The organism is Actinoplanes couchii, assembly GCF_016862075.1.
Taxonomy (GTDB): Bacteria; Actinomycetota; Actinomycetes; order Mycobacteriales; family Micromonosporaceae; genus Actinoplanes; species Actinoplanes couchii.
Map to the genome: position 1 here is coordinate 20,561 of NZ_BOMG01000014.1, position 12,007 is coordinate 32,567.

Annotated in this window: 14 protein-coding genes; 9 read left to right on the forward strand and 5 right to left on the reverse strand. The window is 69.8% G+C overall.

Features of this window, described 5'->3' with window-relative positions; translation table 11 throughout:
* Positions 1–51 precede the first annotated feature (51 nt).
* On the forward strand, positions 52–1,110 hold the full coding sequence (locus tag Aco03nite_RS03425; RefSeq protein WP_203793098.1) for an ROK family protein: 1,059 nt from the start codon (positions 52–54) through the stop codon (positions 1,108–1,110).
* 35 nt (positions 1,111–1,145) lie between these two features.
* On the opposite strand, the gene Aco03nite_RS03430 is transcribed toward Aco03nite_RS03425, so the two are convergent.
* Both Aco03nite_RS03430 and zwf read right to left on the reverse strand, forming a co-directional pair.
* The gene (locus Aco03nite_RS03430) at positions 1,146–1,481 is read right to left on the reverse strand and encodes an STAS domain-containing protein (RefSeq protein WP_203793099.1); all 336 of its coding nucleotides are present in this window, start codon (positions 1,479–1,481) and stop codon (positions 1,146–1,148) included.
* Positions 1,482–1,615: 134 nt separating this feature from the next.
* Positions 1,616–3,109 carry a glucose-6-phosphate dehydrogenase gene (zwf, locus tag Aco03nite_RS03435; protein ID WP_203793100.1) on the reverse strand — a complete coding sequence of 498 codons (1,494 nt, stop codon included), beginning with the start codon at positions 3,107–3,109 and terminating at the stop codon, positions 1,616–1,618.
* 188 nt (positions 3,110–3,297) lie between these two features.
* On the opposite strand from zwf, the gene Aco03nite_RS03440 reads away from it, so the two are divergent.
* On the forward strand, positions 3,298–4,236 hold the full coding sequence (locus Aco03nite_RS03440; protein ID WP_203793101.1) for a DHH family phosphoesterase: 939 nt from the start codon (positions 3,298–3,300) through the stop codon (positions 4,234–4,236).
* A gap of 210 nt (positions 4,237–4,446) precedes the next feature.
* Here Aco03nite_RS03440 and Aco03nite_RS03445 read toward each other — a convergent pair whose 3' ends face one another.
* Complete coding sequence (locus Aco03nite_RS03445; protein WP_203793102.1) at positions 4,447–5,250, reverse strand: DUF1775 domain-containing protein; 804 nt, start codon at positions 5,248–5,250, stop codon at positions 4,447–4,449.
* 99 nt (positions 5,251–5,349) lie between these two features.
* Here Aco03nite_RS03445 and Aco03nite_RS03450 point away from each other — a divergent pair, with 99 nt between their 5' ends.
* Both Aco03nite_RS03450 and Aco03nite_RS03455 read left to right on the forward strand, forming a co-directional pair.
* Positions 5,350–5,559, forward strand: a complete 210-nt coding sequence (locus tag Aco03nite_RS03450; RefSeq protein ID WP_203793103.1) for an RNA-binding S4 domain-containing protein — start codon at positions 5,350–5,352, stop codon at positions 5,557–5,559.
* 43 nt (positions 5,560–5,602) lie between these two features.
* Positions 5,603–6,481 (forward strand): hypothetical protein, encoded by an 879-nt coding sequence (locus Aco03nite_RS03455; RefSeq protein ID WP_203793104.1) that lies wholly within the window; start codon positions 5,603–5,605, stop codon positions 6,479–6,481.
* A 23-nt stretch (positions 6,482–6,504) separates the two neighbouring features.
* On the opposite strand, the gene Aco03nite_RS03460 is transcribed toward Aco03nite_RS03455, so the two are convergent.
* Entirely contained in the window at positions 6,505–7,041 is a 537-nt protein-coding gene (locus Aco03nite_RS03460) for a GNAT family N-acetyltransferase (protein WP_203793105.1), read from the reverse strand.
* A gap of 1 nt (position 7,042) precedes the next feature.
* The gene (locus tag Aco03nite_RS03465) at positions 7,043–7,411 is read right to left on the reverse strand and encodes an FKBP-type peptidyl-prolyl cis-trans isomerase (protein WP_203793106.1); all 369 of its coding nucleotides are present in this window, start codon (positions 7,409–7,411) and stop codon (positions 7,043–7,045) included.
* Between the two features lie 89 nt (positions 7,412–7,500).
* On the opposite strand from Aco03nite_RS03465, the gene Aco03nite_RS03470 reads away from it, so the two are divergent.
* From Aco03nite_RS03470 to Aco03nite_RS03490, 5 genes are all read left to right on the forward strand, one after another.
* Complete coding sequence (locus Aco03nite_RS03470; RefSeq protein WP_239144882.1) at positions 7,501–8,397, forward strand: lytic polysaccharide monooxygenase; 897 nt, start codon at positions 7,501–7,503, stop codon at positions 8,395–8,397.
* Between the two features lie 108 nt (positions 8,398–8,505).
* Positions 8,506–8,790: a hypothetical protein gene (locus tag Aco03nite_RS03475; protein ID WP_203793107.1), complete on the forward strand. Its 285-nt coding sequence runs from the start codon at positions 8,506–8,508 to the stop codon at positions 8,788–8,790.
* 28 nt (positions 8,791–8,818) lie between these two features.
* On the forward strand, positions 8,819–10,210 hold the full coding sequence (locus Aco03nite_RS03480; RefSeq protein WP_203793108.1) for a DUF4331 domain-containing protein: 1,392 nt from the start codon (positions 8,819–8,821) through the stop codon (positions 10,208–10,210).
* A 26-nt stretch (positions 10,211–10,236) separates the two neighbouring features.
* Positions 10,237–10,611 carry a phospholipase gene (locus tag Aco03nite_RS03485; RefSeq protein ID WP_203793109.1) on the forward strand — a complete coding sequence of 125 codons (375 nt, stop codon included), beginning with the start codon at positions 10,237–10,239 and terminating at the stop codon, positions 10,609–10,611.
* 175 nt (positions 10,612–10,786) lie between these two features.
* On the forward strand, positions 10,787–11,800 hold the full coding sequence (locus Aco03nite_RS03490) for an AraC family transcriptional regulator (protein ID WP_239144883.1): 1,014 nt from the start codon (positions 10,787–10,789) through the stop codon (positions 11,798–11,800).
* Positions 11,801–12,007: the final 207 nt, after the last annotated feature.

Below are 12,007 nucleotides of genomic sequence, written 5' to 3' on the forward strand. Positions count from 1 at the left end.
ATCCGCGCGCACCGGTTACCGGAAACCGAGTCCTGATTTAGTCTCAGGACCGTGGATCAGGCTGAATCCGTACGTACCCCGTCCTCCTGGGTCGTCGTCGGACTCGACAACGGCGGCACCTGCAACAACGCCACCGTGCTGGACGCGACAGGACAGTTCCTCGTCAATGATCTGGTCGAGAATCCGAGCCGTGTCCTGGAAGGGCCGGAATCCGCCGTCGAAGCCCTCGCCGAGGCGTTCGGCAACATCCTGGAGCTGACCAGCACCCCGCTGTCGCTGGTCCGCGCGGTCGGCCTGGACACCCCCGGCCCGGCCAGCGCGCACGGGGTGATCTCGTCGAAGGGCGCGACCAACTTCAATCAGGTCTCCTGGCACGGCTTCGACATCCGGGGCGCCCTGGAGACCCGGCTCGGCCTGCCGGTGGTCTACAACAACGACGGCAACGCGGCCGCCCTGTACGCCCATCATCAGCACTTCGGCGCACAGGCGTCGGAGCACTCCTCGGTGTCGGCGATCGTCGGCACCGGCCTCGGCGGCGGGGTGGTGGAGGCCGGCAGTGTGGTCCGCGGCAGCGCCGGGATGGCCGGGGAGCTGGGGCACGTGCAGATCCCGCTGCACGGCGTGCTGGAGGACGACCAGCCGGTCCCGATGTGCAACTGCGGGTTCGCCGGTGACGTGGAGAGCATCGCCTCGCTGACCGGCATCAGGAACAACCTGCTGCCGTACTGGCTGACCCGGTTCCCGGACCACCCGCTGGTGAACGAGCCGATCGGGGTGGCCGCCAAGGCGCTGCGCGGTTACGGCGAGAAGGACGACGCGCTGGCCCTCGCCGTCTTCGGCCAGCAGGCCAAGGCGATCGGCAAACTCTTCACCATCGCCGCCAACTTCACCGACCCGTCCGCGTACTTCCTCGGCGGCGGCGTGGTGGAGGCGGACCCGCACTTCCGCCAGTGGTTCCTCAACTGCGTCCGGGAGAACACCGAGCTGCGTGACGAGCAGAAGGCGGTGGCCACCTTCGCCCTGGTCCCCGACCGGGACATGGCCGGGGCCCGGGGCGCCGCGGTGGCCGCGCTGGCCGAGGCGTCGATCACCGCCGCCTCGGCCGCCTGACGGTCAGTCCGCCCGACGGTCGGTCCGCCTGACGGTCAGTCCTCCTTGAGGGCGGACGGGACGTCCGGGAACATCGGCAGGTAGTCGCTGAGGCCCAGGGTGTCGAAGAGGCGGCGCAGGAAGCCGGACGGGGCCGCCAGGCGCACCCAGCCGCCCCGCTCGGCCGCCCGACCGTGCGCGGTGACCAGCACGCCCACGCCCATGGAGTCACAGAAGTCCAGCCCGGCGACGTCCACCACCACACGTGGGGTGGGACGCTCGACGAGGCGGCTCAGATTGGCCTTGAGGGCCGGCGCGGTGTCGATGTCGAGGGATCCGCGCAGGACCAGGACGGCCGTGTTCGGTGGATGATGCGCGACCGATACCTGCATGTTCGTCTGTCTTTCTGGTGGAACGGGCTCGCAAGGGGATAGACGTTCACCCTATGCGAGCCCGTCTCACTATGCAGGTTGCGCCACACGCGGCGCGTTGCGTCAGTTACGACGCGTTGCTTTGCAGTGACGTCTTACGACGCGTTGCGCCACTTGCGGCCGTTGCGGCCGATCAGGCGGTCGGCATCGGTCGGGCCCCAGGACGCCGCCTCGTAGCTCGGGATCGGCGAACGGTCCCGCTCCCAGTGCTCGATGATCGGGTCGACGATCCGCCATGACTGCTGCACCTCGTCGCTGCGGATGAAGAGCGAGGCGTCACCGATCAGGGCGTCCAGTAGGAGCCGCTCGTACGCCTCCGGGGACTCCTCGACGAACGTCTGGTCGTACGAGAAGTTCATGCTCGCCGTCCGGACCCGGAACGAGTGGCCGGGCACCTTGGCGCCGAACCGCAGCGAGATGCCCTCGTTCGGCTGGATGCGCAGGATCAGGGCGTCGGCGTCGAGTTCGGTGAGCTGGTCGGCGGGGATCGGCAGGTGCGGCGGCCGCTGGAACTGCAGGGCCACTTCGGTGAGCCGCGCGGGCAAGCGCTTTCCGGTACGCACGTAGAACGGCACCCCGGCCCAGCGCCAGTTGTCCACGTTCAGCCGCATGGCCGCGTAGGTCTCGGTGCGCGACAGCGGGTCGACCCCGACCTCCTCGCGGTAACCGGCCATCAGCTCCTCGCGGGTGCCGCCGCGGGTGTACTGACCGCGGACGGCGGCCTCGGAGACGTCCCGGTCGGTGGGCAGCCGGATCGCCTGCAGCAGCTTCACCTTCTCGTTGCGCAGGTTCTCACCCTCGAACGAGACCGGCGGCTCCATCAGGGCCAGCGCGAGGACCTGGAGCACGTGGTTCTGCACGATGTCACGCATCGCGCCGGCGCCCTCGTAGAAGCCGCCGCGGGTGCCGACGCCGAGCGTCTCGGCCACCGTGATCTGCACGTGGTCGATCCAGGAGCGGTCCCAGATGGGCTGGAAGATCGAGTTGGCGAAGCGCAGCGCCAGCACGTTCTGGACGGTGTCCTTGCCCAGGTAGTGGTCGATGCGGAAGACCTGGTGCTCCTCGAACGCGCCGTGCACCACGCCGTCCAGCTCGCGGGCGGTGGCCAGATCCCGGCCGTACGGCTTCTCGATCACCAGGCGGGCGAACGAGGTCTCGGTCGCCTGGTTCAGGCCCGCCCCGGCCAGTCCGTTGATCACCGGCTCGAAGGCGCCCGCCGGGGTGGAGAGGTAGAACAGGCGGTTGCCCGAGGTGCCCCGGACCGCGTCCAGCTCGTCCAGGGTCTCGGCCAGGCGCTTGTAGGTCTCCGGGTCGTCGTAGCCACCCGCGACGTAGCGGACGCCACCGGCGAGCTGCCGCTTGTCCAGCAGGCTCTTGCCGCCCAGCGCGCTCTCCGCGAACTGCTCGTCGCTCATCGGGGTGCGGGCCACCCCGACCAGGGCGAACTGATCAGGGAGGCGGCCGTGGCGCGCGAGGTTGTCCACCGCGGGGAGCAGCTTGCGCCGGGTGAGGTCACCGGAGGCGCCGAAGATCACCAGCGTGGCCGGCGGAGCGCTGCGCTCTTGAATGAGCTGGGGTGCGTGGTCCATCTTGCGTCCTCCGACAGGGTCGTAACCGTCCGTTTGAACCTTACGGCCGGAGGGCGGCGCAGGGTTCATCCGCTTCCGGGAAACCGGGACAACGTGGCGGTGAACACGTCCATACTTCGATGCAGCACGGGCGAATGCCAGAAAAGTGGCAAACTGGTCGCAAAGGTCTGGCAACGGAGGGGGACCTCGTGAAGTACCGGCTCGTGACCCGAAGTGACTTCGACGGGCTCGTGTGTGCCGTGCTCCTGCGCCATCTCGAGATGATCGACGACATCCTGTTCGTGCATCCGAAGGACGTCCAGGACGGCGTCGTCGACGTGACCGAGCGGGACATCCTGACGAACCTGCCGTACGACGGCCGGGCCGCGATGGTCTACGACCACCACCACTCGGAGACCTTGCGCAGCGACGGCGACCGGAGCAACCACGTCATCGACGCCGACGCGCCGTCCGCGGCCCGGGTGATCTACGAGCACTTCGGCGGCGCGGAGCGGTTCCCGAAGGTGACCGACGAGCTGATGCGGGCCGTCGACCAGGCCGACTCGGCGGACTACTCGCTCACCGACGTGCTCAGCCCCACCGGCTGGACGCTGCTCAACTTCCTGATGGACAGCCGCACCGGCCTCGGCCGGTTCCGCAACTTCCGGATCTCCAACTACCAGCTGATGATGCAGCTGATCGACGCGTGCATCGAGCACAACGACGTCAACGAGATCCTCGCGCTGCCCGACGTGGTGGAGCGGGCCGACCTGTTCCACGAGTGCTCGACCCGGTTCGTGGAGCAGCTGCACCGGGTCTGCCGGGTGGACGGCGACGTGGTGATCGTCGACCTGCGCGACGAGGAGGTGATCGAGGCGGGCAACCGGTTCATGGTGTACGCGCTCTTCCCGGAGGCCCGGGTCTCGGTGCACATCATCTGGGGGCGGCAGAAGCTCAACACCGTCTTCGCGTGCGGCAAGTCGATCCTGGACCGCACGTCGCCGGTGGACATCGGTGAGGTGATGCTGCGCTACGGCGGCGGTGGTCACCTCGCGGCCGGCACCTGCCAGGTCCCGCACGACGTGTCGGACCGGGTCGAGGGCGAGATCATCGACGCGCTGCGCACCGAACGCGTCGTCGCGGTCTAGTCGTCACGGTCCGGCGAAGGCACCGGACAGACCGACGGGCGGGGCCGTGTGAACAGCCCCGCCCGTACAGCACGCGGATCATGGGCCTTGCCCGGGCCCCACCCGCCGGTCGTGGTTCTGCGCCCCACGCGCTCGCCACGACGTCCTCACGCCCACCCGCGCGAGGCCTTACCTTCCATTACGCAGGCCCGGCCTGCTCGGAAGTCTTCGTCAACCCTTGAAAGCCCACTTGCTGCTGCCCGCGCCGACCGGTTCCTTGTCGGCGTCGTCGTCGGCGACCGGGTCGTCACCGGCGGGCTTGTCGTCCGGCTCGCCCGGCTCCTCCTCGGCCCGGTGCCGGCCACGCAGCGCGAACCACGCGGTGCCCAGCAGCGCCAGCACGGCCACGATCCAGCCGGAGATCGACATCCAGGACGGGCCCTTCTCGGCCTCGGCCAGGATCGCGGCGAACGCCAGGTCCTCCGCGGTGACGTCGGAGCCGGTCGCGGCGCCGCCGTGGTGCGAGACCGGCGCGGTGCCGTCCGACGGGGTCAGCGTCATCGTCGCCGCCATCGCCGGGCCGGCGCTGCCGTCGGCGTACTTGGTCTCCACCGCCATCCGCATCGTGCTCAGCGTCGGCAGCGGACCGAGCGCGGCCCGCAGATCCGCGGACTCACCCGGTTTGATCGTGGTGCCGTTCACCGCGATCCAGGTGATCGCGCTGGCGGCCTCGGTCACCGGCGTGCCACCGTGGATCGTCTCCAGCGGCTGTTGCAGTCTCTGATAGGTGATCTTCGGTGCCCAGTCGTCGATGGACAACGGGTACACCTCGGCGATCGGGGTGTCCGCCGGGATCTTCAGCGTCACCTCGGTGATCGGGGCGGTGCCCTCGTTGGTCACATGGAAGTCCAGGCTCGCCCCACTGCCTTGCGGCGCGCTCGCCGGACTCACCGTCACGTCAGCCGCGGCCGGTGCGGCGGCCAACAGCACACCGACAGCAGTCGCAGCGGTCATCACGCCCGCACGGCGGGCCATCCTCGGATGCCTCACGACATGTAGTTCGGATCACCGGCCCGGATGGTTCAACGTAGCCCCAGAAGATTTCCGAAAGATCTCGTGACCGATGATGAACACATGCGTGACGTGCCCATCGACGGCGACATGATCCGGCTCGGCCAGTTCCTCAAGCTGGCAGATCTCATCGACACCGGCGGCGAGGGCAAGGTCCTCGTCGCGTCCGGGGACGTGACGGTCAACGGCGAGGTCGACACCCGCCGCGGCCGGCAGCTCCATCCGGGTGACGTCGTCGAGGTGCTCGGCCGTACGGCCCGGGTGGTTTCCTGAGATTCGCCGGAACCGGAGCGGGGTCCGTCTCGTCGTACTCCACATGACCATCAACCGCGGTCTGCTGACCGCCGCCGCCGTCCCCCTGCTGTTCCTGCTGGGCGCCTGCGCCCGGCCCGGCGCCGCCGACGAGGCGGGCTCCGCGCCGGTCACCGAGAGCGCCGCCGACCCGGACTCGATCGCCCTGCGGGTGGAGTACCGGGGCGGTTTCGTCCCGGCCGAGAGCATCCCCGGCCGGATTCCACGATTCAGCGTCTACGCCGACGGGCGGGCGCTGAGCGAGGGCCCGGTCCCGGCCATCTACCCCGGCCCCGCGCTGCCGAACCTGCAGCAGATCACCCTGACCGCCGACCAGGTCGAGGAGCTGACCGCCGGCGCGCTGGCGGCCGGGGTCAAGGGCGGCGCCGACTTCGGCACGCCGAACGTCGCCGACACCCCGAGCACCCGGATCGTGGTCCGGACCGCCGGTGGCGAGCAGACCGTCGACGTGATGGCCCTCAACGAGGCGAACCCGGACGACAAGTCGCTGACCGCCGAGCAGCACGCCGCCCGCAAGAAGCTGACCGAGTTCCTGGCCTCGGTGGACCGGCTGTTCGCCGACGCCGCCAGCCCGGCCTCCCAGCCGTACCAGCCGAAGGGTCTCGCGGTGATCGCCCAGCCGTACCAGGACACCGGTGACGGCGCCGGTGGCGCCACGGTCACCTGGCCCGCGAAGACGGCCCTGCCCGGCACGGCCCTCACCGAGCAGCCCAAGGTCAACTGCTTGACCCTGGAGGGTACGGATCTGCAGGCCGTGTGGAAGCTGGCCGAGAAGGCCAACGCCCGCACCCCGTGGGAGTCGGCCGGCCAGAAGTGGCAGATCGTCTTCCGCCCGCTGCTGCCCGACGAGACCGGCTGCGACTCCCTGAAGAGGCAGGCGTGACCCCGATCGGCGAGCCCCTCGACCTACCAGACGTCGCCGTCGCGCCAGTCGCAGACCAGGGTGCCCCCGTCGAGGGCGCCGGTCATCCGGACCAGGGTGCTGTCGTCGTCCTCCGGAGTGCGGACCACTCCGGTGGGGGAGAGCACCGCCGTCGGCCCCGGCCATAACCGCCAGCCGCGGGCCAGATAGAGCCCCCGGCCCGACTCCGAGGCGGAGAGCGCACCCAGGTCGTACCCACCGTCGATCAGCCTCTCCGCCTCACCCATCACCGCCGCGGCCAGACCCCGGCCGCGGAACTCCGGATGCACGGCGACCGCCTCGACGTACCCGCAGCGCAGCGTCCGCCCGTCGAGCAGGAAACGGCGCTGCACCACCGAGCCGTGCGCGACCAGCACGCCGTCCTGCACGATCAGCGTGTGCAGGCCGCCCAGCGCGTGATCCCAGTCGTGGTCGTCGAACCGGCCGTCGAAGGCCAGATCGAGCAGGTCGCGGATCGCGGACAGCTCGGCGCGGATCAGGTCGGCGGTCGGGGCGGTGCGCACCGCCCCGGACCGCCCCATCTCAGTGGACCTGGAGCAGGTCGACCACGAAGACCAGGGTCTCGTTCGGCTTGATCGCGCCGGCCGCGCCCCGGGCGCCGTAGCCCAGGTGCGGCGGGATGATCAGCTTGCGGCGGCCGCCGACCTTCATCCCGGCGACGCCCTGGTCCCAGCCGGCGATGACCTGCTGGCCGGCCACCCGGAAACCGAACGGCTCGCCCCGGTTGTAGGAGGCGTCGAACTCCTTGCCCGTGGACTGGGCGACACCCACGTAGTGGACGCTCACGAAGTCGCCGGCCTTGGCCTCCTGGCCCTGGCCCTCGGTGAGGTCCTCGATCACCAGTTCGGTGGCCGGGGCGTCCGGGATGGTGCCGACATCGGGCTTGCTCATGAATCCTCCTGCTGTTGTCACCTGACTCGGCCATGCAATCACAGCCCGGCCGCCGGTGAACGAGCGGTGCCTGAACTCCGTACCTCCGGGTGGCTCTTCCGACCACCGTCCACCTGGAGATCCTCATGCACGTCCGCCGCCTCGCCGCCGCCGGTCTGCTGGCCGCGGCCGCCGTTCCCGCCGTCCCCGCGCCCGCCCTGGCACACGGTTCGCCGACCACCCCGATCAGCCGCAACTCCGCCTGCGCCGGCAACGGCACCCGGCGCGACACCGCCGCCTGCAAGGCCGCGCTCAAGGCGGCGGACGGATTCCTCGGTGCGTACGACAACCTGCGCCTGGCGAACGTCGCCGACGACCGGGAACGGGTGCCGGACGGCGAACTCTGCTCCGGCGGGCTGGATCTCTACCGGGGTCTCGACCTGGCCCGGGACGACTTCCCGTCCACGAAGGTCAGGTCGGGGCAGAATCTGAAGATCAACTATCGGGGGACGATCCCGCACCAGGGGTCGTTCCGGCTCTTCCTGACCAAGGGCGGCTACGAACCCACCGAGAAGCTCGGGTGGGGCGATCTGACGAAGCTGGACGAGATCAAGGATCCGCCGCTGACCGGTGGGTCGTACCGGATGAGCGTGAAACTGCCGAAGCGGACCGGGCGGCACATCCTCTACGTGGTGTGGGAGACGTCCAGCACCCCGGACACGTACTACTCCTGTTCGGATCTGGTCTTCCCGGACCCGGTCCCGGTGGCCACCAAGGAGCCGGCTCCGGCCAAGAGCACAGCGGCGCCGGTGCAGAGTGCGGCGGCGGAGGAGAGCCCGAGCCCCACCCCGGCGCCGGTGCTTGCCGCGGGCGAAGCCGCCACCCGGAAGAGTGACGACTCGATGATCGGGATCGGTCACTGGCTCATCGGGGGCGCGATCGGGGTAGCCGCCCTGGTAGCGGCCGGTGCGGGCCTTTCCCGGCTACGGCGCCTGAAAAGTCGCTGAGTCTTTTTGCGAACTTGGTTTGAACCGTCCGCAACTGGATCTCGTATTGCCGGTCGTCGACGATGCATCGCCTGTCAGACCCCCCAAAATATCGACGAAGGGCCAAGCATGAGTCGTGTTCGATACCGCGCCCAGGGCCGCAGCAACTCGTGGCTGTCCCGCCGTAACGTGCTGGCGCTCGCCGCCACCGGAGTCGGCGTCTCCGCCGTCTCGGTGGCCGGTCTGAGCCTCGCCGGCACGTCCGAGGCGGACAGCAAGGATGACGGCGCCCCCCTGGTCATCTCCCTGCGCGACGTCCAAAAGGGCACGATCGAAGTCTTCTCCGGTGAGGGAAGCAAAGTCGTCACCGATAAAGACCTGGTGAATCGGCTCCTCAAAGCCGCCGGCCGCTGACCTTTCCTCGACAGGAGAATCCCCGAGCATGTCCTCCCACCGCGAAGCACCGGAAATCAGCAAGGACCCGGTCGCCGACAGCTCCGACCTGTACGCGTTCGTCAGCCCCGACGACCCGGACACCGTCACCATCATCGCCAACTACGTGCCGCTGCAGCTCCCGTCGAGCGGCCCGAACTTCTTCGAGTTCGGCGACGACGTGCTCTACGAGATCCACATCGACGCGAACGGTGACGCCCGCCCGGACATCACCTACCAGTTCCGGTTCCGTACCGAACTGCGCAACGACAAGACGTTCCTGTACAACACCGGTCAGATCAAGTCGCTCGACGACGAGAACTGGAACCGCCGGCAGTTCTACTCGGTGACCAAGGTCGACAGCCACGGCAAGAGCACGGTACTGGCCAACAAGCTGCCCTGCCCGCCCGCCAACGTCGGCAAGGTCTCCATCCCGGACTACGCGAAGCTCGCCGACGACGCGGTGCACAAGCTGAAGAGCCGCGAGAAGGTCTTCGCCGGCCAGCGCGCCGACGCCTTCTTCGTCGACCTCGGCTCGATCTTCGACCTGGCCGTGCTGCGCCCGTTCCGGGACAAGCACCTGGTCGGCCAGGACCTGTTCGACAAGGCGAGCAAGGCGGTCAACGCCACCGACAAGACCAACGTGCACAGCATCGCCATCCAGGTGCCGCTGGACATGGTGCGCCGGGACGGCAAGAAGCGGGTCAAGGCCACCGACGCCGGCGCCGTGATCGGCGTGTGGACGTCGGCCAGCCGCCGCCAGGTCGAGGTGCGCGGCAAGAAGGGCGACAACGACGTGGTCGTCGGCCCGCAGGTGCAGGTCTCCCGGCTCGGCAACCCGCTGTTCAACGAGGTCATCGTCCCGATGGCGGAGAAGGACAAGTGGAACAGCCTCCCGCCGAGCGAGGACAAGCGGTTCGCCGAGTTCGTCGCCACGCCCGAGTTGGGAGCGCTCCTGCCGGTGCTCTACCCGGGGCTCTTCGACAACCTGGCCGCGCTGAACAAGAAGAAGGAGCCGCGGGCCGACCTGCTCGCGATCCTGCTCACCGGTATCCCGGACGGCATCATCGACGGGTTCCAGAACAACACCGGCAAGGTGCAGGCCGACATGCTGCGGCTGAACACCGCGATCCCGCCGGTCGCCAAGGAGAACAAGTTCGGTGTGGTCGGCGGTGACCTGGCCGGGTTCCCCAACGGCCGCCGGATCGCCGACGACGTGGTCTCCATCTCGCTGCGGGCCGTCGCCGGGGCCACCGTGCCGCTGGTCGACAAGGAATTCAAGGCGGACGCCGCGGCCGGGCTCGTCGAGCAGGGCCTGAGCATCGACGACGTGAGCGCGAAGCTGCTCAAGAAGTTCCCGTTCCTGCCCACCCCGTTCGACGGTTTCAACAACCCGTCCTGACCGACCCCCATCCCGGAGGAGCAATCATGAGCGTCGGCCACGGCGACCACCACCATCACCACCACACGCTCGCCCCGTCCGGGCAGGGCACGGTGATGCTCGACATCGGCGACGGGATCGGCGCGCTGATCATCCACGCCCCCAGCTGGCTGCACGGGCACGAGATCGAGGTGTCCCCGGTGGACGACACCTCGGCCCGTACCCACGCCGCGGTCCGGGCCCGGTACGTCCGGTCGGGTGTCACCTACTGTGTGGTCATCGACAGTCTCGCCGAAGGCCGGTACGTGGTCTGGCAGGACGACGACACCCCCCTCGAGCAGGTCGACGTGCGTGGCGGCGCCGTCGCCGAGGTCACCTGGCCGGCGAACCTGGTCCCCGGAAGGACACCGCTCACCGTGTAGGCCCTGTGTGGTGGATCGCGCGGGGCTGCGGCGTGGCCCAGCCGGCGCCTGACGGCAGCCGGTGGGAGGCCACATACAACACCGGTATGCGACCTCTCACCGGCTGACGCCAGCCACCACCTGGACCTCGCCTCGCTCCCACCCGATCCGCCACACAGGGCCTACTCTGGACGGCATGACAGGCGGTCGGCTCCCGGGCCCGGCGTCGCCGGGCGTGGACGTCCCGGCACATGTCGGTCTGCGCACCAGCGACATGGCGGAAGCCCGGGAGTTCTGCCGCAACCTCTACTACGGCACGTTGCAGATCGAGCCGGTCGGTGATCCCGGCCGGCTGGAGTTCAGCGCCGACGTGGCCCGGCTGGGCCCGATCACGCTCGGCGACATCCGGTACGGGACCGACATCCACGTCTCGATCGGCGCGCTGGAGACGTCGTACCACGTGCTGGTCCCGCTGACCGGCAGGCTCCGATCACAGCACCGCGGCGCGACGGTGCTGGCCGATCCGACCCGGGCGGTGGTCTACCGCCCGACCGGCGACATCGAACTGGACTGGCCGGCCTCCTGCCGCCTGCTGAGCGTCAAGGTGGAACGCGCCGCCCTGGAACGCGAGCTGGACGCCGCCCTGGACCAGCGGGTCGTCTCCCCGCTGCCGCTGGGCGCCAGCTTCGACCTGGTCGACGGCCCCGGCCGCACCTGGGCCGCCCTGGTCCGGCTGCTCCTCACCGAGCTGACCGCCCCCGACACCCTGGTCAGCCGCCCCCGGATGGCGGCCCGCTGGCGCGACATGGTGGTCAGCGGCCTGGCCCTGACCGTCGAGCACCCGTACGGCGAGGAACCGGCCGGTCTGCAGGGCCCGCACCGCCCGCGCACGGTGAAACGGGCCCTGGACGCGATGAACGCCGACCCGTGCCGCCCGTGGACCACCCGCAACCTGTCCGCGGTGGCCGGCGTCGGCGTCCGGGTCCTGCAGGACGCGTTCCGCCGCCACGTCGGCATGTCCCCCCTGACGTACCTGCGCCGCCTGCGCCTGGACGAGGTGCACGCCGAACTCTCCCGCTCCGACCCGGGCCGCACCACGGTCAGCGAGGTCGCCTACCGCTGGGGCTTCACCCACCTGAGCCGTTTCGCCGGCGCCTACCGCGCCCGCTTCGGCCGAACCCCGTCCCAAACCCTCAGAGACAGACCCTGAACCCCTTCTTCCGGTACGCCACACGGCTCCACAACCGCAGCCGATCGGCTCTGTCGCGGCCACGCGACGCAGGCGCCGCACCAGGCCGTCCCGCGACCGCCGGGCCGGTTGCGGTGGTCACCGGGAAACCCGGATCTGCCGCGGGGGACAGCCGGGGTCGGCGGTGACCACCGCATCCGGCCCGGCGGTCGCGGGACGGCAGTGTGA